Here is a 21,742-nt window from a genome sequence, read left to right on the forward strand (position 1 = left end):
AACATGACCCTCAATACCGCTGAATCGCGCCGCGACCTGCTCGGCGATCCCTTCGTGCTCTATGGCGAGTCGTTCGCCTCGCGCCTGTTGCTGGGCACCGCGCGCTATCCGTCTCCCGCCACCTTGCAGGCCGCGGTGGAAGTGGCAAAGCCTGCCATGCTGACGGTGGCGCTGCGCCGCCAGGGCGCGGTCGGAGAAGGCGAGGGCGGCCAGGCCTTCTGGCAGATGCTCAGGTCGCTGGACGTGCCGGTACTGCCCAATACCGCCGGCTGCATGGCGCCGCAGGAAGCCATCACCACCGCCATGATGGCGCGCGAGGTGTTCGAGACCGACTGGATCAAGCTCGAGCTGGTTGGCGACGACTACACCCTGCAGCCCGATACGCTCAACCTGCCTGCCGTGGCCGAGACGCTGATCAAGGAAGGCTTCAAGGTGCTGCCGTATTGCACGGAAGACCTGGTGCTGTGCCGCCGGCTGCTTGATGTCGGCTGCCAGGCGCTGATGCCCTGGGCCGCGCCGATCGGCACCGGCAAGGGCGCCGTCAACCCGCACGCCATGCGCCTGCTGCGCGAACGGCTGCCGGATACGCCGCTGATCGTCGATGCCGGCCTTGGCCTGCCATCGCATGCAGCCCAGGTACTGGAGTGGGGCTACGACGGCGTGCTGCTGAACACCGCCGTGGCGCAAGCCGCCTACCCGGTGAACATGGCCCGCGCTTTCGCGCTGGCCGTCGACGCCGGCCGCACCGCCTACCTGGCCGGCCCCATGCCCGAGCGCGACATTGCGCAGGCGAGCACGCCGGTGGTGGGCATGCCGTTCTGGCACGCCGAAGGCGTGGAGGACCGCGCATGACGAGCCACAGTATCCAGGCCGGTGTCGACGCCGCGCTGCACGACACACTGCTGGCGCGCTACGGCGCCACATTCGGCAGCAATGAGAAAGCGTGGCGCGTATGGACGCAGGCCGCCGTGCCCGCCGCGCTCGGCGATGCCGACGTGGTGCTGTTCGACGGCGAAGCCGATGCCGGCACGCTGGCGCGCATCGGCGCCGCCGGCGCCATCGCCATCGAAAGCGACCGCGAGGGCGGGCAATGGAGCGATACCGTGCGCTCGCCGATGGGCACCTGGGTGTTCAACGCCCATGCCGACGGCGACACCGCGCACTCGCCGGCCTTCGTGGCCGTGCTGCTGGCTTGCCTGGCACTGCATTTTCCCGCGCATGACGCACTCTGCCTGGCGCGTGCATGGCAGCCCGGCTCGCAGGAATGGCCGGTGGAATTCGCGCGATTCCCACGCGTGCGCCATGCCGCGCTGGTCGCGCCGGAGTCGCGCGTCGAGCCATTCGCGCCGTGCCCGCCGCTGGGCTTGTATGCGGTGGTGCCGAGTGCCGAGTGGATCGAGCGCCTGGTGCCGCTGGCGGTGCCCACGGTGCAGTTGCGCTTCAAGTCGGACGATGCGCAGGCCGTGCGCAGTGAAATCGAGCGCGCTGCGAACGCCGCGCGTGGCAGCGCGTCGCGCCTGTTTATCAACGACCACTGGCGTGCGGCTATCGACTATCACGCCAGCCACGGCAACGACAGCGCGGCCAGCGGCATCTACGGTATCCACCTCGGCCAGGAAGATCTCGACGAAGCAGACCTCGATGCGCTGCGCGCCTCCGGGCTGCGGCTTGGTGTGTCCACGCACGGCTATGCGGAGATGCTGCGCGTGGCGATGATCGGCCCGAGCTACCTGGCGCTGGGCGCGATTTTCCCGACCACCACCAAGGTGATGCCGACCGCGCCGCAGGGGCTGGGGCGCTTCCATGCGTACGTCAGGCTGATGCGGCCCGTGGTGCCTTCGCTGGTGGGCATCGGAGGCGTCGACGCGGCACGGTTGCCGCAGGTGCTGGCCGCGGGCGTGGGCAGCGCGGCGGTGGTCCGCGCGATTACCGAGGCGGCGGATGTGCCGGCCGCGGTGAGCAACCTGCTGGGAATGTTCCCGGAGGCATGAATGCCTCCGGCCCGTAGGTTGGCCAGGCGGGAACCCGGGCCCGCCACCACTGCCATAACACCCATGCCACCTGCAGACATCCGCCTTGCCACGCCGGCGGACATATCCACTCTCCCCGCCATCGAACGCGCCGCCGCCGCGCTATTCCCTGCGGTTGACCTGCCAGCGGCGCTGCGCGAGCAAGTCACCCCGATCGAAGACTTCCGGCGCGCGCAGCGCGAGTGCCGCCTGTGGGTTGCCATCGCCACCGACGGCACCGTCGCCGGCTTCGCGCTGGCCAGCCTGCATGGACATCACGCCTACCTCGACGAGATGGATGTGCATCCCATCCATGCCCGCCGCGGCTTCGGCCGCGCACTGGTGAACGCCGTAGCCGTTTCTTTCCGTCAGCAGGGCGTGCAATCGCTAGGCCTCACCACGTTCAGCCACCTCCCCTGGAACGCGCCGTTCTATGCGCGCCTCGGCTTTCGCCGGCTCGACGACGCCGGCCTCTGCCCCCGGCTGGCCGCCGTGCTGACGCACGAGGCCATTCTTGGCCTGCGGCAGCGCATTGCCATGCGCCTGGTGCTGCAGGCGCCGCATTGCGTTACGATAGCGCCGTGTCATCCACCCCGGCGAACACCGTGATCTCGCCCCAGTTCATCAGCCGCGTCTGCCTGCGGCGCGACATCGTCGACAGCTTCGAGCGCTATCCCTTCTGCCTGCTGGCGGTGCGCACGCTGGATGCGATAGCGATGCATCCCAAGGTCACCTTCCTGGTCGGCGAGAACGGCTCGGGCAAAACCACGCTGATGGAGGCCATCGCCGTGCTGCGCGTGCTGCTCGATGGTGAGCCGGGCGAAGCGAAAGAGCCGACCTGAATGCTGCGCTGTCCCACTCTGGTCGCTTCCTTGTTGATGCTGCTTGTCACATTCAGTGCAGGGGATGCGCGCTGGATGGACGGCGTTGGTTTTCTTGACCACGCGTTGCAGGGCGGTGTCCTTGTCTGGATATTCCTGTTTTGCCTGCTGGCCTACATTCCGCTGCTGGTGCTGGTCGCCAGCTACGCGCTGCGCGATCTGATGGCGCTCTACCTCTATAGAACCCGGCGCGCAGTCGTCAGCCTGCTCTTGTTTGTCGTGATTCCGTCCATTGCGCTTTACCGCTTCAATGCGTGGTTCGTCCGGGAGATCCTGTAGGGCACAAGAGCGTGCGGTGAACGGCCAGGTCCGCACCATGCGCATCGCGTTGGCGTTACGATTGCGGCCGGCGATGCCGTGGCCGAAGGCCAGGCCGTGGTGGAATTCGCAGAACTCGAACAAGGAAACCCTGTTTTGGAAAGTCCCGCTCAGATTGTCCCGGTTGCGCCGGGCACGCCCGAGAAGCCCTATTTCGGCATCGACGTGCCGCTGATGCGCCATCTCGGCCTGCAACCCGTGCAGATGGAGGCGGGCCTGTGCCGCACGCGCCTGCCGGTCAGCCCGTTCCTGGTCAACAGCCGGGGCGACGTACATGGCGGCACCTTGATGGCGACGCTGGATTTCACGCTCAGCGGCGCGGCGCGCTCGCATGCGCCGCTCGATACCGGCGTGATCACCATCGATATGTCCACGCACTTCCTGGCCGCCGCACGCGGTGAACTGCACCTGGAAGCGCGCTGCATGCGGCGCGGCGCGCGCATCGCTTTTTGCGAAGGCGAAGTGAAGAATGCCGCCGGCGAGGTGGTGTGCGTGGCGCGCGCGGCGTTCAAGCTGGTGCCGCTGAGCAGCGGCGGCGACTGACGCTTCAGGCGTTGCCGCTGGCCGGACGGTAGACCTGGGCGAAGCGCGCCTGCTGGACGATGCCGTAGTCGTTCGGGGCGTACTGCATCAGCCAGTCGCCGGCCGCGCCATGCAGTACGTCGCCGCCGGTGGAGCGGGCAATGCTGAAGGCTTCGTTCATGCGTTTGGCGAGCACGACGCCCGGGATGTTCCGGTAGGCGCCGTCCTGGCCGTGCGTGCCGGCTTGCAGCGGTTCGTACTTCGGGTCGAAACGCTCGCGCGATACGACCCAGCGGTCGCCGGTGGAGCCGGTGATGATGGCGTCGCCGGGCTGGTAGCGGTTGGGGCCTTCGAGGCTGATGAGTTCGCCGGGTTCCTTGGCGAAGGCTACCTGGACGACTTCGTGCTTTTGGTAGGGGGCGGCGGCGGGGTCGGTGCGCAGGTCGATGTGGGTCAGGGTGGGCATGGTGCGATAAGGGCCTGAAAGCTCAAAGTCAAAGTCAAAGTCAAAGGCAGTTTCACTCCCCTGCGGGGAGCGACCTACTTTCTTGGCTTGCCAAGAAAGTAGGCAAAGAAGGCGCCCCATACGGCCTCTAACGCCGTCACGGCTCGCTTCGCTTCGCATTGGGGGGGCTGCTCGTGTTTCACCCCAGTACCCGCGGCGCAAAGCCGTGGTTCAGCGGCCCGTTGCCCGCCCCAAGCTCAAAGTCGGCGCCCGCCACGATCGCATCGGCCACAAAATCCAGCGCCACTTCCACCGCATCTTCCAGCGTATCGCCGCGCGCGAGTTGCGCCGCGATGGCCGCCGCCAGCGTGCAGCCGGTGCCATGCAGGTTGCGGGTTTCAACGCGTGGATGGGAGAACACGCGCACGGTGCCGTCGGCGCCCAGCAGCAGGTCGTCCAGGCCGGCATCTTCCGGATCCAGGTGCCCGCCCTTGAGCAGCACCGCCGGGCAGCCCAGCGCGGCCAGGTCGCGTGCCGCCTGCTCCATTTCGTCACGCCGGGTGATCTTGCGGCCCAGCAGATAGGACGCTTCCGGCAGGTTGGGCGTGACCAGCGCGGCGCGCGGGAACAGCAGGCTGACCATGGCCCGGGTGGTGGCGTCGTCCGCCAGCGTGGCGCCGGAGGTGGAGATCATCACGGGGTCCACCACCAGCCGGCGGATGCCGTGGCGGTCCACCGCGGCGGCTACCGCTTCGACGATGGCCGCCGTGCCCAGCATGCCGGTCTTGGCCGCATCCACCCCGATATCGCTGGCCACCGCGTCGATCTGCGCCGCCACCATGTCGGCCGGGATGGCGTGCACGCCGGTCACGCCCAGGGTGTTCTGGGCGGTGATGGCGGTGATCGCGCTCATGCCGAAGCAGCCCAGCGCGGCAAAGGTCTTGAGATCGGCCTGGATGCCGGCGCCGCCGCCCGAGTCGGAGCCGGCGATGGTCAGGGTGCGCGGGGGGCGGTGTGTCGTCTGGGTCATGTATCGGACGGGCGGCAAATAAAAAACGTGTTGGCGGCAATGCGCAGCGCCTTTTGGCAGGCTACAATACCGCCACTCCGAGGAGCGTTGCAACGAATGGGCCCCATTGTGCCATTCGCCAGGCTCGGACTGTCTTCAACGGCGCTCGCTGATCCGTGGCACATACACGGAGGCGAGTCGACCTATCCGCCCGTTATGCAAAGTGGCTTTTTCCGCCACGGCATGGCGCGGCCGTATCCCCCGCACTTGTCCTTCGTCGCCACTCTTCATCGGAGTGAAACATGAACGCAGTGACTGACCTCAAGAACGACTACCTGGTGGCCGACATCAACCTCGCAGGCTGGGGCCGCAAGGAAATCGCCATCGCCGAGACCGAGATGCCCGGCCTGATGGCCATCCGCGACGAGTTCGCCGCCGCCCAGCCCCTGAAGGGCGCGCGCATCGCCGGCTCGCTGCACATGACCATCCAGACCGCCGTGCTGATCGAGACGCTGGCCGCGCTCGGCGCCGACGTGCGCTGGGCTTCGTGCAACATCTTCTCGACCCAGGACCATGCTGCCGCGGCCATCGCCGCCTCGGGCACGCCGGTGTTCGCCTTCAAGGGCGAATCGCTGAAGGAATACTGGGACTTCACCCATCGCATCTTCGACTGGGCGGATGGCGGCACCCCCAACATGATCCTGGACGACGGCGGCGACGCCACGCTGCTGCTGCACCTGGGCGCCCGCGCCGAGAAGGACGCATCGCTGATCGCCAAGCCGGGCAGCGAGGAAGAGACCTTCCTGTTCGCCGCGATCAAGGAAAAGCTGGCCAAGGACCCGTCCTGGTACAGCCGTAACCTGGACGCCATCAAGGGCGTGACCGAGGAAACCACCACGGGCGTGCACCGCCTGTACCAGATGGCGCAAAAGGGCGAGCTCAAGTTCCCCGCCATCAACGTCAACGACTCGGTGACCAAGAGCAAGTTCGACAACCTGTATGGCTGCCGTGAATCGCTGGTGGACGGCATCAAGCGTGCCACCGACGTGATGATCGCCGGCAAGGTTGCGCTGGTGGCCGGCTACGGCGACGTGGGCAAGGGCAGCGCGCAGGCACTGCGTGCCCTGTCGGCCCAGGTGTGGGTGACCGAAGTCGACCCGATCTGCGCGCTGCAGGCCGCGATGGAAGGCTACCGCGTGGTGACCATGGAATACGCTGCCGACAAGGCCGACATCTTCGTCACCTGCACCGGCAACTACCACGTCATCACCCATGACCACATGGCCAAGATGAAGGACCAGGCCATCGTCTGCAACATCGGCCACTTCGACAACGAGATCGACATCGCCTCGCTGGAAAAGTACGAGTGGGACGAGATCAAGCCGCAGGTCGACCATGTGGTCTTCCCCGCAGTTGGCGACCAGCCGGGCAAGAAGCTGATCATCCTGGCCAAGGGCCGCCTGGTGAACCTGGGCTGCGGCACGGGCCACCCGTCGTACGTGATGAGCAGCTCGTTCGCCAACCAGACCATCGCCCAGATCGAACTGTGGCAGGAACGCGATAGCGGCAAGTACCCGGTCGGCGTCTACACGCTGCCCAAGCATCTGGACGAGAAGGTCGCGCGCCTGCAGCTGAAGAAGCTCAACGCGCAACTGTCCGAGCTGACCGAGCAGCAGGCAGCCTATATCGGCGTGAAGAAGGAAGGCCCGTACAAGGCCGATCACTACCGCTATTGATCCGCTGATCAGCAGATCGGCTTTTGATCTGTTTCTGACCGATCCCCGGATCGTCAACCCGCGGCGTGCCCACGCCGCGGGCGTGCTGCCCCGAATCCGTTTCACCCAAGCGAAGGAGTCGTCATGAGACTGTTGGCCGTCTGGATCATCAATGCCGCCGCGCTGTTCCTGGTGGGTAGCCTGATCGATGGGATTCATCTTGGCGGCTTCGGCTCGGCCATGATTGCCGCCCTGGTGCTCGGCCTGGTGAATACCTTGATCCGCCCGATCCTGGTGATCCTCACCTTGCCGGTGACGCTGCTGACGCTTGGCCTGTTTATCTTCGTGRTCAACGCGCTGCTGTTCCTGTTCGTGGGCAAGCTGCTGGCCGGTTTCGTGGTCGCCGGCTTTGGCGCGGCCTTGCTAGGCTCGATCCTCTACAGCGTGATCTCCTGGGCGCTGTCCAGCCTGCTGCTGGGCGAGCGCCGCAGCGCCTGACGCCTGCTGGCGTCCCATGCCAATTTTTCAGCGCGCCGCGCCATAGGCGGCGCGCCACCATCATGCAAGACCGCTACTTCAGCTTCGAATTCTTCCCGCCCAAGACGGCGGAGGGCGCCGAGAAGCTGCGCAACACGCGTGCGCAACTCGCTCCGCTGCATCCCAAGTTCATCTCGGTGACGTTCGGCGCCGGCGGCACCACCCAGCAGGGCACGCTGGATGCCGTGCTGGAAATCCAGCGCGAAGGCATTGAGGCCGCGCCGCACCTGTCGTGCGTGGGTTCCTCGCGCGAGAGCATCCGCGATATCCTCAAGACCTATCGCGATGGCGGCATCCGCCATATCGTGGCGCTGCGCGGCGACATGCCATCGGGCATGGGCGAGATCGGCGAGTTCCGCTTTGCCAATGAGCTGGTGGAATTCATCCGCGCCGAGACCGGCGACTGGTTCAATATCGAAGTGGCGGCCTATCCCGAGTACCACCCGCAGGCCAAGTCGCCGCGCCACGATCTCGAGAATTTCGTGCGCAAGGTCAAGGCCGGCGCCGACTCCGCCATCACCCAGTACTTCTTCAACGCCGACGCGTACTTCCGCTTCGTCGACGACGTGCGCGCCATGGGCGTGGAAGTGCCGATCGTGCCGGGCATCATGCCGATCACCAATTCCTCGCAGCTGATGCGCTTCTCCGAGATGTGCGGCGCCGAAGTGCCGCGCTGGGTGGCCAAGCGGCTGGAAGGCTTTGGCGACGATCGCGAATCGATCCGCGCCTTTGGCCTGGACGTGGTCACCGCGCTGTGCGAGCGTTTGCTGGCGGCCGGCGTACCGGGGCTGCATTTCTATACGCTCAACACGGCCAGCGCGACCAAGGCGATCTGGCAGCGCCTGAAGCTCTAAGGCATCTCTCAGCGCCAGACGCGATGCCACGCCGCCCCGATCCCTTCATCGACCATCTGCTCGAACTGATGGGGCCGCTGGCGGCGCGCATCGGGCCGATCACCTCGCGCCGCATGTTCGGCGGCCATGCCTTGTACTACGACGGCCTGGTGTTCGCGCTGGTCCTGGGCGGGCGCTGCTTCCTGAAAGTCGACGACAAGACGCGGGCGCGTTTCAAGGCCGAGGGCGGCGAGCCGTTCCGCTACAACCGTGCCGGGCGCGAGATCGCCATGCTTCACTACCTGAGCGCGCCGCCGGCCTGCCTGGAGTCGGCCGAGGCCATGACGGCCTGGGCGCGCCTGTCGGTGGAATCCACGCTGCGGCTGGCCAACCAGGCTGGCTGAACGGCGGACCGGAACCCGTTCCGGCACCCGGCCGCGCGGTGGCATACTTTGGCTCATGGTCACCGCCGTCACCGCTACGTTTCGTTTCTACGAGGAACTGAACGACTTCCTGCCGCGTGCGCAGCGCGGACTGGACTGCGTTTGCGCCTGCGCGCGCGCCGCCACCGTCAAGCACATGATCGAGGCGCTGGGGGTACCGCACACCGAGGTCGAGCTGATCCTGGTGAACGGCGAGTCATGTGGATTCGAGCGCCCGCTGCAGGATGGCGACCGCGTGTCCGTTTATCCCAAGTTCGAAGCCTTCGACGTCACACCGTTGCTGCGCGTGCGCGACGAGCCACTACGCACCACGCGCTTCGTTGCCGACGCCCATCTGGGCGGGCTGGCACACCTGCTGCGGCTGACCGGCTTCGACACCCTCTACGACAACCATTTCGCCGATAGCGAGATCGAGGCCATCGCCATGCGCGAGGGACGCATCGTGCTCACGCGTGACCGCGAACTGCTCAAGCGCCGCGGCGTCACCCACGGCTGCTATGTGCGCGCCATCAAGGCCACGCCGCAGTTGCGCGAGATCTTCGCGCGACTGGACCTGGCCCGCAGCGCGCGGCCGTTCTCGCTGTGCCTGGATTGCAATGTGCCGCTGCGGCCGATCGGCAAGGCCGAGGTGGATGGCCGCGTGCCGGCGGGCGTGTTTGCGCGGCAGGAGCGGTTTGTGACTTGCGGGTGCTGTCAGAGGGTGTTTTGGGAGGGGTCGCATTGGCGGCATATGAGGGATTTGGTGGATGAGTTGGTGCCTGCGGGGCGGATTTAGTTGGTGGCTTGTTTGTTTGAGGCGATGGCCTTTGGACCCGAGAGCCTTACAACATCCCTCTGCTGGGGTGGTCGCAGTTTCTTTGATCGGCGATGGTTATTGCACCCAAGTGCGTACGACATCCCCCTGCGGGGGACGCCGGTCACTCTTTTTTGCTTCGGCAAAGAAGACTAACGAGAAGAAAGCCGACCCTGCCGGGGGCAGAGCAATCGCGGGTGCGCAGGGTGCTGGTTTCGTCGTATGGGCAGCGGTTCTGCTGGTATCTGCCGTTACCGGCTTGCAGGGCAGCGCAATGGCGTGCCCCATGGGTTTCGTGGTGCGGCCCCTGACCTCGTGTGCAGTGCCCATTCCCACATCTGCCGTTCGCGGTGCGAGGGGCTGCGCCGTTTCGGGTGTGGCTGGTTTCGTGGTTTTGTCTCGGAGAGCAGGCGCGGTGATGTTCGAGCGTGACCCTCGCGAACCGGGCCACCACCACGAAACCAAGGGCATTGAGAGCAAGGTGCCGCTCGCGCCGGTACGGCAGGGCATCAAATGGCAGGGCGCCCGCCGCCAGAGACAAAACCACGAAACCACCAAGGCGGGCAGCGTCGTGGCGCTCGGCACCGCGAACGGCAGATGGCCGAATGGTCACCGCGCCCGAGGTTGGGGGCCCCACCACGTGACCAATGGGTAATGCAGTGGCGATGTCCTTCAAGCCGGTGAGGCACGCCAGCCAACACTCAGGGCCGTACGACGAAACCACCGAGGCCCATCAGCCTTATTGCTCTGCCCCCGGCAGGGTCGGCTTTCTTCTCGTTAGTCTTCTTTGCCGAAGCAAAGAAGAGTGACCGGCGTCCCCCGCAGGGGGATGTCGTACGCACTTGGGTGCAATAACCATCGCCGATCAAAGAAACTGCGACCAACCCCACAGGGGGTGAGCTTCCCCCGAAATTTCGCCTTCCAAGAGGTGAGGTATAACCTCAACCAGTTGGAAGGAAGCGAAATGCGAAAGATACCGAAACAGGAATTCACTGCGGAGTTCAAGGAACAGGCCGTCAGGCAACTGCGTGCCGGGAAGACGACAGGAGAACTGGCTGCGGAATTGGGCGTGTCTGATCAGACACTGCGCAACTGGCGCAAGGCCGCCGAGGCGGGCAAGCTCAATGGGGCCGGTGCCAAGCCTGTGACTGCTGAACAGATGGAACTGTCGCGCCTGCGTGCGGAGAACAAGCGCCTGGCGATGGAGCTTGAAATCGCAAAAAAGGCAGCGGCGTACTTCGCGAGGGACCTTCTGTGAAGTACGCCTGGATCGAGCGGGAACGAGCCACCTATCCGCTGGCGATTCTCTGTAATGTCCTGACGGTTAGTGTGAATGGCTATCGGGCCTGGAAGCGCGGCGGCACACCGTCGCGCAAGCGCCTGACCGATACGCAAATGATGGCGTTGATCCGCGCGACCCATGCCCAACTCAAAGGCGCATATGGATCGCCACGCATGCTCCGGGAAATCCGTGCGCGAGGCTTCCCAGCCTCCAAGGAACGGGTCGAGCGACTGATGCGCGAGAACGGCATTCGTGCCCGGCACAAGCGACGCTGGCGGGCAACGACGAATTCCAGGCACTCGCTGCCGATCGCGCCGAACCGACTGGAGCGCAACTTCACGCCCGCAGCGCCGAATCAGGTTTGGACGGCGGACATGACCTACATCTGGACCGACGAAGGCTGGCTGTATCTGGCCATCGTGCTTGACCTGTTCAACCGCGAAGTGGTTGGCTGGTCGATTCGGCCCCGGATGACGGCAGATATCGTGACAGACGCGCTGGCGATGGCTTGGTTCCGCCGCAAGCCCGCATCGGGATTGATTCACCACTCGGACCGAGGCAGCCAGTATGCTAGCCAGGCCTTCCAGGCCAAGCTGGTGGATTACGGCATGGTCTGCTCGATGAGTCGCAAAGGGAACTGCTGGGACAATGCCCCGAGCGAGAGCTTCTTCAACAGTCTGAAAAACGAGCGGGTGCATGGCCAGCGCTACGCCACGCACGAGCAAGCCAAAGATGATCTCTTTGACTACATCGAGATCTTTTACAATCGGAGCCGCCGACACTCCACGCTCGGCTATGTGTCCCCGGCACAGTACCTCCGGGACTGGGAACACCCACGGGACATGGCGGCTTGACTCCCTTACCCTTGGAAGGCGAAAAACAAGGGGAATCTCAGGGGATGTCGTACGGCCCGTTGGGCGCAAGAGCCACCGCCGCTCAAAGAAACCGCGAGCACCCCCACAATAAGACACATCCCCAATCCCTCAAAACACCCCCCCCTCACTAACCACCCAATCCATCGGCAAATCATGCTCCTGCGGCTCCAACGCAATCCGGCAGGCCTCATGCCCGATGCCGATCGCAACCGGCGCGTTCCCGCCGGCAGCCAGCGCCGCCAGCGTGCGGTCATAGAACCCACCCCCATAGCCCAGGCGGAACTTATTCGCGCTGAAACCGACACATGGAATCAGCAGGGCGTCTGGCAGCAAGGGCGGCGTGCCGTCGGGCACGGGAATGCCGTAATGCCCGGCAATCATCGGCGTAGCCGGCTCCCACAGGTGGAAATCCAGCGGCGAGCCCGGCCGGCTTACCACCGGCAGGGCCGCTTGCCGCCCGGGGGCGCTGGCCAGCCAGCGCGAGACCACGGCACGGGCGTCGAACTCTTGCTGGATTGGCCAGTAGAAGCCCAGGCGATGCACGGGCAGGCGCTCCAGCAGTGCGCTCAGCGTGGCTTCGATGCCGGCATCTGCGGCGCTGCGCTGTGGCAATGCGCCGCGCAGCGCCAGCAGCTGGCGGCGCAGCGCCGCTCGCTGCACGCCGGGATCAGGCTTTCCGGGCTCGCCGGAGGGGTCGCGAACGTCGTCGCTTGGCATGGCTGCGTGGGATAATGTCTGCGGTTGACCAAACATTGCACGGTCGGACGAGCGCCCTCGAATGGGCTTGCCCGACCGTCACAACAAGGAAGAAGAATGCCGAAGGGAGTATATCCGCAGCGTGCGGCCAAGGCCGCCCTGGCGGCAATCGCGTGCGCGCTGCTCGCCACGCCGGTATTTGCGCAGAAGAAGCCCCAGCCGCAACAGCAACCGCAGTCGCTCACCATCCCGAGCAACCCCGACGACGCTTTCGTGGCGCTGCGCGAAGCCGCCCGCAAGAACGACGTGGTCCGCGCCGACGCCATCTCCGCCACCCTGGTGGACTACCCGATCTCGTCCTACGTCGAGTACTTCCGCATCAAGCCGCAGATGTTCGACGCCAGCGGCCTGGCCCGTATCGACGCCCCCGACGACCAGGTGCGCGCTTTCCTGCAGCGCTACAAGGGCGAAGCCATTGCCGACCGCATGCGCAACGACTGGCTGCTGGTGCTGGGCAAGAAGCGCGACTGGGCCAATTTCGACGTCGAATACCCGCAGTTCGTGCTCAAGGACGATACGCAGGTCGAATGCTATGCGCTGCTGTCGCGTGCGCTCAAGGGCCAGAACGTGGCGGCGGATGCACGCGCCGCGCTGAGCGATCCGAGGTACTACGGCGAAGGCTGTGTCGACCTGATCGGCTACCTGGCACAAAGCCGCCAGATCGAGCCCAGCGACGTGGCTTTCCAGGCGCGCCAGGCGCTCGAGCAGAACTATGTGACCCTGGCCGCGCGCATCGCCGCCACCGCGCCTGACACGCGCGGCGACAGCAACACGCTCGCCACCGTGGTCAAGATGGCGCGCAACGATCCCGCCCAGGCCGCGGCTTACCTGAGTGCCAACGCCGGCAGCCTGTCGCGCGACGAGCAGGGCTCCGGCTGGGGCGTGATCGGCCAGTTCGCGGCCAAGAAGCTGGCGCCCGAAGCCGCCGGCTACTACCGCCGCCAGATCGACCAGGGCGGCAACCAGTGGCTGTCCGACGAAACCCAGGAGTGGCGCGTGCGCGCCGCGCTGCGCCAGGGCGACTGGAAGCAGGTGCGCCAGGCGGTGGAACTGATGCGCCCCGAACTGCGCGCCAAGGACCCGGCCTGGACCTACTGGTACGGCCGCGCGCTCAAGGCGGACAACCGTGGCGCCGAGGCCGAGAAGCAGTTCCAGTCGATTGCCGGCCAGTTCAGCTTCTACGGCCAGCTGGCCAGCGAGGAACTGGGCAATCGCATCGTGCTGCCGGCCCGCACCCAGGTCAGCGATGCCGAGGTCAACGCCATGCGCACCCGCCCGGGCTTCCTGCGGGCGCAGAAGTTATACGATCTCAACCTGCGCTTCGAGGGCAACCGCGAGTGGAACTGGGAGCTGCGCGGCATGACTGACCGCCAGTTGCTGGCCGCCGCCGACTACGCCCGCCGCATCGAGCTGCTGGACCGCGCAGTCAACACCGCCGACCGCACCCAGGCCGAGCACGACTTCTCGCTGCGCTTCCTGATGCCGTACCGCGACATCATGCAGCGTGCCACCGACGAAGTGGGCCTGGACATGGCATGGGCCTACGGCCTGGTGCGCCAGGAATCGCGCTTCATCATGAACGCGCGCTCCTCGGCGGGCGCCCACGGGCTGATGCAGGTGATGCCGGCCACCGCCAAGTGGGTCGCACGCAAGATCGGCATGTCGGACTTCTCGCCGTCGATGATGAGCGATCCCAATGTCAACATCATGCTTGGCACCAACTACATGAGCATGGTCTTTACCGACCTGGACAGTTCCTGGACGCTGGCATCGGCTGCCTACAACGCGGGTCCCGGCCGACCCAAGAGCTGGCGCTCCAGCCTGCAGCGCCAGGTCGAGGGCGCGATCTTCGCCGAGACCATTCCTTTTTCGGAGACCCGGACCTACGTCAAGAACGTGCTGTCCAACGCCACGTACTATGCTGCATTGATGAGCGGCCGGCCGCAGTCGCTCAAGGATCGCCTGGGCATGGTGGCACCGTCGCAGGTCACCACCACCAGCCTGCCCTGAGCCTCAGGGGCGCGCGGTCTGCCGGCCAATGCGGTTGCCGGTGCGTTCACCAGCCCTGGAGAACGCGCCAGTCATGCCTTGCCACGGAGAAATCCATGCAGATCAGCAATGTTCTAGTGATCGGAGGGGCCGGCTTCGTCGGCAGTCATCTGGTAGCCCGGCTGGCAGGCGTTGCCACCGCATCGGCCACGCCGCTGGAGCCTGGCACCGTCGTGGAGCCGCCCCTCGACCCTGAACGCATCGTGGTCGCCACCCGTGACGCGGAGCACGCGCAGCACCTGCTGCTGCTGCCACGGGTGGAGGTGACCGGGCTGGACGTGAGAAACGATGTCGCGCTGGACGCGGCCATCGGCACGCTCGGCACCGAGGGCATCGTCGTCAACCTGATCGGGATTCTCCACGGCGAACGCGCCGAGCCCTACGGCGAGGCTTTCGCCTTTGCGCATGTGGAGGTGCCGCGGCGCATCGTGGAATCCTGCAGGCGCACCGGTGTCCGCAGGCTGTTGCACATGAGCGCGCTGGGCGCCGACAGCTCGGGCCCGTCGATGTACCTGCGCAGCAAGGGCGACGGCGAGCGCGTCGTGCGCGACAGCGGCCTGGACTGGACCATCGTCCGGCCGTCCGTGATCTTCGGCCCCGACGATCATTTCCTCAATCTCTTCGCCCATATGCAGCAACTGGCGCCGGTGGTGCCGCTGGCCTGCGCGCAGGCGAAATTTCAGCCGGTGTACGTGGAGGACGTGGCGCAGGCCTTCGTCAACGCCATGGCCGCGCCGGCTACCATCGGCCGCGCCTACGACCTGGCGGGACCGCAGGTCTATACGCTGGAGGAACTGGTGCGCTATGCCGGCCGCGCCAGCGGCCATCCGCGCCCGGTCCTGCACCTGCCTGACGCGCTCGCGCGCGTGCAGGCGGCCATGCTGGAACATTTGCCGGGCGCGCCGGTGATGTCGCGCGACAACCTCGACTCCATGCGGCTCGACAGCGTCATGCACGGGGCTATCGCGCCCGAACTTGGCCTGCGCCAGCCGGTGGGGCTCGAAGTGGTGATGACCGACGTGCTGGCGGGCCGTGGGCACGAGAGCTATATGCAGGTTCTGCGGCGTAGCGTATATCGCTGAGCCATCAGCCGCCCGGCGCGGCCGGGCGCAGGTTGATCAGGCACCCGGCCAGGCTGCCCGCTTGTGACCTGGATTCACATCGCTGCGAGCGTAATTCGCTTTGAGGGGCTCGGCGCGGCTGGCTACAATGGTTCGTTCGCCGGCGCGTTGTCCCGCCCGCCCCATCGCGTGGCGGTTTGCCCCGGCCTCACTCTCCCCCATGTTTCCTGCAAGGATTTCGCGATGAAGCTCGTCATCGGCAACAAGAACTACTCGTCCTGGTCGCTGCGCCCCTGGTTGCTGATGCAGCATGCCGGCATCGCCTTCGAGGAAATCAAGGTGCGCCTGTTCGCGCCGGGGTTTGAGGAAGCCGTCGCGCAGCACTCGCCCACTGGCAAGGTGCCGGTGCTGGTCGATGGCGACATCACCGTGTGGGATACGCTGTCGATTGCCGAATACCTGGCCGAATCCTTCCCCGAGAAGCAACTGTGGCCTGCCGACCGCGCGCAGCGGGCGTACGCGCGCTCGATCTGCGCCGAGATGCATTCGGGTTTCGTCAACCTGCGCAGCCAGTTGCCGATGAACGTCACCGCGGTGCTGCCGGGCCGCGGCTGGAACGTGGCGGTACAGCGCGATGTCAGCCGCATCGCCACGATCTGGTCCGAGCTGCGCGCGCGCCATGCCGCCGACGGTCCGTTCCTGTTCGGCACCTTCACCATCGCCGATGCGTACTTCGCGCCGGTGGTCAGCCGCTTTGCCACCTATGGCATCCACCTGCCCGATGCCGCCAAGCAATACGCGGACTTCATTCTCGCGCTGCCGGCCATGCAGGCCTGGATCGCCGATGCGCGCGAAGAGCGCGACTTCCTGGCGTCCGACGAGCCCTACCGGCTGGCCCCCGATCGCGCCGACGCGATCGTGATCAACCATTGAGCATGTCCATGCAGGTGTATGCCGTAGGCGGTGCCATCCGCGACGCCTTGCTGGGCCAGCCCAGCCAGGACCGCGACTACGTCGTGGTGGGCGCGACCCCGGCCGAGATGGAAGCCGCCGGCTACAAGCCGGTGGGCAAGGATTTCCCGGTCTTTCTCCATCCCCGGACCAGGGAGGAGTACGCGCTCGCCCGCACCGAGCGCAAGACCGCGGCGGGTTACAAGGGCTTTGCTTTCTACTGCTCGCCGGACGTGACGCTGGAAGACGACCTGGTGCGGCGCGACCTCACCATCAACGCCATGGCGCAGGCGGTGGACGACGGCGGCGCGCTCGCCGGCCCCGTGATCGATCCCTACGGCGGACAGCGCGATCTTGCCGCGCGGCAGTTCCGGCATGTATCGGATGCCTTTGCCGAAGATCCGGTGCGCATCCTGCGCGTGGCGCGCTTTGCCGCGCGTTTCATCGATTTCACCGTGGCGCCCGAGACGCTGGTGCTGATGCGGCGCATGGTGGAGGCCGGCGAGGTCGACGCGCTGGTGGCCGAGCGCGTCTGGCAGGAACTCGCGCGCGGCCTGATGGAGGCGCGGCCCTCGCGCATGTTCGAGGTGCTGCGCGAATGCGGCGCGCTGGCGCGCCTTCTGCCCGAGCTGGACCGGCTGTGGGGCGTGCCGCAGCGTGCCGATTACCATCCCGAGGTGGATACCGGCGTGCACGTGATGATGGTCGTGGATACCGCCGCCGCGATGGGAGGCTCGCTGGCGGTGCGCTTTGCCGCGCTGGTGCATGACCTGGGCAAGGGCACTACGCCGGATGATGTGCTGCCGCGCCATCTCGGACATGAGCAGCGCAGCGTGGAATTGCTCGAAGCCGTCTGCAAGCGCCTGCGCGTGCCGACCGACTGCCGCGATCTGGCGGTGGTGGTGGCGCGCGAGCACGGCAATATCCATCGTTCGGAGGCGTTCGGCGCGGCGGCATTGACGCGCCTGCTGGAGCGTTGCGATGCGCTGCGCAAGCCGGGGCGTTTTGCGCAGGCGCTGCAGGCATGCGAGGCCGATGCGCGCGGGCGGCTCGGGTTCGAGGACCGGGCGTATCCGCAGACGGCGCGGTTATTGATGGCGCTGGAGGCGGCGGCTTCGGTGGATGCGGGGGCGGTGGCGCGGGAATGCGCTGACAACGTCAGCCTGATCAAGGATCGCGTGCATGCGGCGCGGGTGGCGGCGGTGGCGGCGCGGCTGGGAGAGTAGGGGGCCGCTACAGCAGCTTTCCTACCAGCAACGCCACCATCGACAACAAGATCGTCGAAGCAAACGGCAACACAATCTCCCGTCCGAACAACCGGAACCGCAGGTCCCCCGGCAACCGGCCCAGCCCCAGCTTTTGCAGCCACGGCAGCGCCGCCGATAGCACGATGACGGCCAGGAAGATGGTGAAAGTCCAGCGCAGCATGTTGGCGTGCCTGAGGTGAGGTGCCTGGACTATAGCGCGTGRCTGCGGTCGCCGCGCGCGAATCCCGCCAGCGGCAGCGCCGCATCGAAGTCGCGGGTCAGCGCGATGACCTTGAACAGCTCGCCCATTTCGGCCTCGGACAGCAGCTTTTGCACCGCATTGGCCGCAGGCAGGAAATTGCGCGTGTCGTTGGGGTCCAGCGCCATCAGCAACTCGGTGATGCCGGCATTCATCAGGAAGCGCGCCTGCGAGGCGAAGCCGGCGACGGTCAGCCCGGCATCGGCGGCGGCGTGGGCGATACCGCTGAAGTTGACGTGGGCGGTGATGTCCTGCAGGCCGGGGTAGAGGAAGGGATCCGGGTGGGCGTGATGGCGGTAGTGGCACATCAGCGTGCCGCCGACCCGCTGCGGATGGTAATACTCCGCAGTGGGAAAACCGTAGTCGATCAGGAATACCGCGCCACGCGTCAGCATCGTACCCACCGCCCGCATGAAGCCTTCCGCCTCGGCGTGGGTTTCGGTGACGATGTCGTGGTCGCCGGGCACGGCGTGCAGCGCTTCGGGCAGGGCGTCGGCTGCTACCGGGCGGTCGGAAAAGACAAAGGCGGCGTCCGTTTCACCGGCATCGTCGTCCCGGCGGGCTACGCCGCGCTCCAGCCAGCGGCCATGGCTGCGGGCAAACAGCCGCACCGGCATGGCATCGAGCACTTCATTGCCGACGACGATCCCTTCGAAATGTCCGGGCAGCGTATCCAGCCAGCTCACGCGCGGCGCCAGGTGCGGGGCGCGTTCGGCCAGCGTGGCCTGCTGGCGCGCGCGCAGCTCGCCGGACAGTTCGACGATGTCGTAGCGCTCAGGCAACTGGCCTTCCTGCTCCAGCGCGAGCAACAGGTCGGCGGCGAGCCGGCCGGTGCCGGCGCCAAATTCCAGCAACTGCGACAGGCCCTGCGCCAGCAGCGGCGCGAACTGGCGTGCGAGCGTACGGGCGAAGAACGGGCTCAGTTCGGGGGCGGTGATGAAGTCGCTGCCGTCGCGCGCGTCGCGGCCGAACTTGGCGGCGCCGCCGCTGTAGTAGCCCAGGCCGGGCGCATATAGCGCAAGCGCCATATAACGGTCGAAACCAAGCCAGCCGCCTGCGTCGTCGATGGCCTGGCCGATGTGCGCGGTCAGCGCGGCGGACGCCGAGAGTGCGTCCGCGGGGGGAAGGGGTAAACTAGCGCCTTTGTGCATACCGCGATTGTAGCAATGCCAGCCTCCGAATCTCCTGACTCCGCATCGCCTGCCGGCGCCACCGCCGCCGCAGCCTCCGCTACCCCCGCGCGCGGCGTTGCGCTCGTGACCGGCGCCGCGCGCCGGCTCGGGCGCGTGATCGCGCTGGAACTGGCCGCCCGCGGCTGGGACGTGGCGGTCCACTGCCACCGCTCGCTGGCCGAGGCCGAGACGCTGGCCGGGCAGATCCGCGCCGGCGGCCGCCGGGCGGCGGTGCTGCAGGCTGACCTGGCCGACGAGGCGTCCACCGCCAGACTGATCGCTGCCTGCAGCGAAGCGCTGGGCGTGCCGACCTGCCTGGTCAACAATGCCTCGCTGTTCCAATATGACGTGGCGACCAGCTTTTCCTATGCCTCGCTCGACACGCATATGCGCACCAATGTGGCCGCGCCGCTGCTGCTGGCGCGCGAAATGCATCGGGCGCTGTCGGACAAGCAGCGCGGCGTGGTGATTAACCTGCTCGACCAGAAGCTGGACAACCTCAATCCGGATTTCCTGTCATACACGCTGTCCAAGGCGGCGCTGCAGACCGCCACGGTACAACTGGCCCAGGCCCTGGCGCCGAAGTTGCGCGTGGTGGGCGTGGCGCCGGGCATCACCATGGTTTCAGGCGACCAGTCGAGCCCCGGCTTCAAGCGCGCCCACCGCATGACGCCGCTGGGCCAGTCGTCCACTCCCGAGGACATCGCGCAGGCCGTGGCCTACCTGGCCGAGGCGCGCGCCGTGACCGGCACCACGCTTTACGTCGACGGCGGCCAGCACCTGATGCCGCTCGCGCGCGACGTGATGTTCCTGACCGAATGACGTACCCGGCGCGCGTCCCAGACCGCGCGTGCCTTTTCCTACTTTTTCCCCTCTCTCCATCATGACCATGCTCGCCGCCCTCACACACCCCAGCCTGCAGGACTGCCGCCGCATGTTCCTGCGCAACTACGAAGTGCAGATCAATATCGGCGTGCACGAATTCGAGAAAAAAGGCGAGCAGCGCGTGCTGATCAATATCGACCTGTTCGTGCCGCTGGCCCAGAGCACGCCGCACGACGACAAGCTGCAGGAAGTGGTGGACTATGACTTCATGCGCAACACCGTGGCCGAGCGCATGGCGCAAGGCCACGTCCACCTGCAGGAAACGCTGTGCGACGACGTGGCGCGCGCCATGCTCAAGCACCCCAAGGTGCGCGCCGTGCGCGTATCGACCGAAAAGCCCGACGTCTACCCGGACTGCGATTCCGTCGGCGTCGAGGTTTTCCATATCAAGAGCGAGTAAGCCGGCCGGCGCGGGGAGGCCGGCCACGGTAAAATACCCGGTTGTCCGGCCCCGGCAGCCTGCATGTGATGCAACTGCCGCACTGTGCGCCGCTTCGCCTTTTCCTTGTTGTCTCCGTCGCCCCGTCGCCTTATTGCCATGACCGCCACCACGCATTCCAAGAACTTCTTCCGCCTGGAGACCTATCTCCAGTCGCAGACGGGCCGTGCCATCGGCGATTTCAAGATGATCGAGGATGGCGACACGGTGCTGGTGTGCCTGTCTGGCGGCAAGGACTCGTACACCATGCTGTCGGTGCTGATGGCGCTGCAGAAGCGCGCGCCGGTCAAGTTCAAGCTGATCGCGATGAACCTTGACCAGAAGCAGCCGGGCTTCCCCGCGCATATCCTGCCCGCCTACCTGAAATCGGTGGGGGTGGAATATGTGATCGTCGATGCGGATACCTATTCCATCGTCAAGGAGAAGGTGCCCGAGGGCAAGACTACCTGCTCGCTGTGCTCGCGGCTGCGCCGTGGCGTGATCTATCGCACCGCCAAGGAACTGGGCGCCAACAAGATCGCGCTGGGCCACCACCGCGACGACATCATCCAGACCTTTTTCCTGAACCTGTTCTTCGGCGGCAAGATGAAGGCGATGCCGCCCAAGCTGGCCACCGACGACGGCCAGCATATCGTGATCCGTCCGCTGGCCTACTGCCCGGAAAAGGACATCGCCGCCTACGCGCGCGCCATGGAGTACCCCATTATTCCGTGCAATCTGTGCGGTTCGCAGGAGAACCTGCAGCGCAAGAAGGTCAAGGAGATGCTGGTCGAGTGGGAGCGGCAGAATCCAGGCCGCACCGACAATATCTTTGCCGCGCTGCGTAGCGTGGTGCCTTCGCATCTGGCAGATACGGATTTGTTTGACTTCAATGGGCTGGCTACCGGGTTGGCGAAGGTGGATGAGGCTGCGCTGTTTGGCGAGACCACCTTTTCGCAGCAGCCGTTGGTTTTTGCTGGTGGGATGGAGGAGAACAAGTTGGAGTTTGTTCGGTTTGAGAAGGGGGTGGTGGGTGGGGCTGTTGTTGAGTGAGGGTTTGTTGTTGGTTGCAACTTGCAACTTGCAACTGCCTAACGTCAACGTCAAAGGCTTAAAGTCAAAGGCAGTTTCACCWCCCCTTCGGGGMGGCGACCTACTTTTTTSTCTTGCCAAAAAAGTAGGCAAAAAAGGCGCGCCGGATGGGGCGACMCCCTCCTCGTCGGCAGGTGAAAAGAGCGGCCGGGGGCCAAACTCACATCGCCTTAAGGCGATGCTCAAACAT

General features: G+C 66.0%; 24 protein-coding genes, 1 pseudogene and 1 riboswitch. Of the genes and pseudogenes, 20 read left to right on the forward strand and 5 right to left on the reverse strand.

Annotation, left to right across the window (positions count from 1 at the left end):
- Window positions 1-3 precede the first annotated feature (3 nt).
- The 6 genes and pseudogenes from AC1DT6_RS21035 to AC1DT6_RS21060 all read left to right on the forward strand — a co-directional run bounded on the left by AC1DT6_RS21035 (window position 4) and on the right by AC1DT6_RS21060 (window position 3,751).
- Entirely contained in the window at window positions 4-852 is an 849-nt protein-coding gene (locus AC1DT6_RS21035; RefSeq protein ID WP_441635675.1) for a thiazole synthase, read from the forward strand.
- Window positions 849-1,991, forward strand: a complete 1,143-nt coding sequence (locus tag AC1DT6_RS21040; protein ID WP_441635677.1) for a thiamine phosphate synthase — start codon at window positions 849-851, stop codon at window positions 1,989-1,991. Before AC1DT6_RS21035 ends, AC1DT6_RS21040 begins: the two co-directional genes overlap by 4 nt.
- Window positions 1,992-2,054: 63 nt before the next feature.
- Window positions 2,055-2,618, forward strand: coding sequence for a GNAT family N-acetyltransferase (locus AC1DT6_RS21045; RefSeq protein ID WP_441635679.1), 564 nt, complete (start codon window positions 2,055-2,057; stop codon window positions 2,616-2,618).
- A pseudogene (locus tag AC1DT6_RS21050) lies at window positions 2,615-2,800 on the forward strand (AAA family ATPase); the annotation flags it as partial. The gene AC1DT6_RS21045 and the pseudogene AC1DT6_RS21050, both read left to right, overlap by 4 nt.
- A 51-nt stretch (window positions 2,801-2,851) precedes the next feature.
- Complete coding sequence (locus AC1DT6_RS21055; protein WP_441635681.1) at window positions 2,852-3,169, forward strand: hypothetical protein; 318 nt, start codon at window positions 2,852-2,854, stop codon at window positions 3,167-3,169.
- 135 nt (window positions 3,170-3,304) lie between these two features.
- Entirely contained in the window at window positions 3,305-3,751 is a 447-nt protein-coding gene (locus AC1DT6_RS21060) for a PaaI family thioesterase (protein ID WP_045236253.1), read from the forward strand.
- A gap of 4 nt (window positions 3,752-3,755) precedes the next feature.
- Here AC1DT6_RS21060 and AC1DT6_RS21065 read toward each other — a convergent pair whose 3' ends face one another.
- Window positions 3,756-4,196: a PGDYG domain-containing protein gene (locus AC1DT6_RS21065; protein WP_477114867.1), complete on the reverse strand. Its 441-nt coding sequence runs from the start codon at window positions 4,194-4,196 to the stop codon at window positions 3,756-3,758.
- A 178-nt stretch (window positions 4,197-4,374) separates the two neighbouring features.
- Window positions 4,375-5,205 (reverse strand): bifunctional hydroxymethylpyrimidine kinase/phosphomethylpyrimidine kinase, encoded by an 831-nt coding sequence (thiD, locus tag AC1DT6_RS21070; RefSeq protein ID WP_477114868.1) that lies wholly within the window; start codon window positions 5,203-5,205, stop codon window positions 4,375-4,377.
- A gap of 73 nt (window positions 5,206-5,278) precedes the next feature.
- Window positions 5,279-5,359, forward strand: a riboswitch (S-adenosyl-L-homocysteine riboswitch).
- A gap of 127 nt (window positions 5,360-5,486) precedes the next feature.
- Here thiD and ahcY point away from each other — a divergent pair.
- From ahcY to AC1DT6_RS21105, 7 genes are all read left to right on the forward strand, one after another.
- Window positions 5,487-6,920 carry an adenosylhomocysteinase gene (gene ahcY / locus AC1DT6_RS21075; RefSeq protein WP_441635687.1) on the forward strand — a complete coding sequence of 478 codons (1,434 nt, stop codon included), beginning with the start codon at window positions 5,487-5,489 and terminating at the stop codon, window positions 6,918-6,920.
- 123 nt (window positions 6,921-7,043) lie between these two features.
- Window positions 7,044-7,397: a phage holin family protein gene (locus tag AC1DT6_RS21080; protein WP_477114869.1), complete on the forward strand. Its 354-nt coding sequence runs from the start codon at window positions 7,044-7,046 to the stop codon at window positions 7,395-7,397.
- Between the two features lie 62 nt (window positions 7,398-7,459).
- Window positions 7,460-8,290 (forward strand): methylenetetrahydrofolate reductase [NAD(P)H], encoded by an 831-nt coding sequence (metF, locus tag AC1DT6_RS21085; protein ID WP_045236164.1) that lies wholly within the window; start codon window positions 7,460-7,462, stop codon window positions 8,288-8,290.
- A gap of 23 nt (window positions 8,291-8,313) precedes the next feature.
- Window positions 8,314-8,673, forward strand: coding sequence for a TfoX/Sxy family protein (locus tag AC1DT6_RS21090; RefSeq protein ID WP_276289833.1), 360 nt, complete (start codon window positions 8,314-8,316; stop codon window positions 8,671-8,673).
- Between the two features lie 55 nt (window positions 8,674-8,728).
- Window positions 8,729-9,487, forward strand: coding sequence for a Mut7-C RNAse domain-containing protein (locus AC1DT6_RS21095; RefSeq protein WP_441635689.1), 759 nt, complete (start codon window positions 8,729-8,731; stop codon window positions 9,485-9,487).
- Window positions 9,488-9,923: 436 nt separating this feature from the next.
- Window positions 9,924-10,160 carry a hypothetical protein gene (locus AC1DT6_RS21100; protein WP_441635691.1) on the forward strand — a complete coding sequence of 79 codons (237 nt, stop codon included), beginning with the start codon at window positions 9,924-9,926 and terminating at the stop codon, window positions 10,158-10,160.
- A 309-nt stretch (window positions 10,161-10,469) separates the two neighbouring features.
- Window positions 10,470-11,641 (forward strand): IS3 family transposase gene (locus AC1DT6_RS21105; protein ID WP_477114870.1). Its coding sequence is split into 2 segments (ribosomal slippage): window positions 10,470-10,734 and window positions 10,734-11,641, totalling 1,173 coding nucleotides; the frame shifts between segments, so codons are not numbered across the junction.
- Between the two features lie 129 nt (window positions 11,642-11,770).
- Here AC1DT6_RS21105 and AC1DT6_RS21110 read toward each other — a convergent pair.
- Window positions 11,771-12,379: a 5-formyltetrahydrofolate cyclo-ligase gene (locus AC1DT6_RS21110; RefSeq protein WP_441635695.1), complete on the reverse strand. Its 609-nt coding sequence runs from the start codon at window positions 12,377-12,379 to the stop codon at window positions 11,771-11,773.
- A gap of 96 nt (window positions 12,380-12,475) precedes the next feature.
- Between AC1DT6_RS21110 and AC1DT6_RS21115 the strand changes: the two genes are divergently transcribed.
- From AC1DT6_RS21115 to AC1DT6_RS21130, 4 genes are all read left to right on the forward strand, one after another.
- Window positions 12,476-14,428, forward strand: coding sequence for a lytic transglycosylase domain-containing protein (locus AC1DT6_RS21115; protein ID WP_477114871.1), 1,953 nt, complete (start codon window positions 12,476-12,478; stop codon window positions 14,426-14,428).
- Window positions 14,429-14,523: 95 nt separating this feature from the next.
- Window positions 14,524-15,549 (forward strand): complex I NDUFA9 subunit family protein, encoded by a 1,026-nt coding sequence (locus AC1DT6_RS21120; protein ID WP_441635698.1) that lies wholly within the window; start codon window positions 14,524-14,526, stop codon window positions 15,547-15,549.
- A gap of 222 nt (window positions 15,550-15,771) precedes the next feature.
- Window positions 15,772-16,461: a glutathione S-transferase family protein gene (locus tag AC1DT6_RS21125; protein WP_441635700.1), complete on the forward strand. Its 690-nt coding sequence runs from the start codon at window positions 15,772-15,774 to the stop codon at window positions 16,459-16,461.
- Window positions 16,462-16,469: 8 nt separating this feature from the next.
- Window positions 16,470-17,705 (forward strand): multifunctional CCA addition/repair protein, encoded by a 1,236-nt coding sequence (locus AC1DT6_RS21130; RefSeq protein WP_477114872.1) that lies wholly within the window; start codon window positions 16,470-16,472, stop codon window positions 17,703-17,705.
- A 7-nt stretch (window positions 17,706-17,712) separates the two neighbouring features.
- On the opposite strand, the gene AC1DT6_RS21135 is transcribed toward AC1DT6_RS21130, so the two are convergent.
- Window positions 17,713-17,907, reverse strand: a complete 195-nt coding sequence (locus AC1DT6_RS21135; RefSeq protein ID WP_035870430.1) for a DUF2905 domain-containing protein — start codon at window positions 17,905-17,907, stop codon at window positions 17,713-17,715.
- Window positions 17,908-17,936: 29 nt separating this feature from the next.
- Window positions 17,937-19,136, reverse strand: a complete 1,200-nt coding sequence (locus AC1DT6_RS21140) for a class I SAM-dependent methyltransferase (RefSeq protein WP_477114873.1) — start codon at window positions 19,134-19,136, stop codon at window positions 17,937-17,939.
- A 15-nt stretch (window positions 19,137-19,151) separates the two neighbouring features.
- On the opposite strand from AC1DT6_RS21140, the gene AC1DT6_RS21145 reads away from it, so the two are divergent.
- From AC1DT6_RS21145 to ttcA, 3 genes are all read left to right on the forward strand, one after another.
- Complete coding sequence (locus AC1DT6_RS21145) at window positions 19,152-19,979, forward strand: SDR family oxidoreductase (RefSeq protein ID WP_477104705.1); 828 nt, start codon at window positions 19,152-19,154, stop codon at window positions 19,977-19,979.
- A 61-nt stretch (window positions 19,980-20,040) separates the two neighbouring features.
- Window positions 20,041-20,442, forward strand: a complete 402-nt coding sequence (locus AC1DT6_RS21150) for a dihydroneopterin aldolase (RefSeq protein ID WP_035870426.1) — start codon at window positions 20,041-20,043, stop codon at window positions 20,440-20,442.
- A 138-nt stretch (window positions 20,443-20,580) separates the two neighbouring features.
- Complete coding sequence (ttcA, locus tag AC1DT6_RS21155) at window positions 20,581-21,513, forward strand: tRNA 2-thiocytidine(32) synthetase TtcA (RefSeq protein WP_045236154.1); 933 nt, start codon at window positions 20,581-20,583, stop codon at window positions 21,511-21,513.
- The last annotated feature ends 229 nt before the right edge of the window (window positions 21,514-21,742 follow it).

The sequence above is a fragment of the Cupriavidus sp. 01L45 genome (assembly GCF_056399885.1).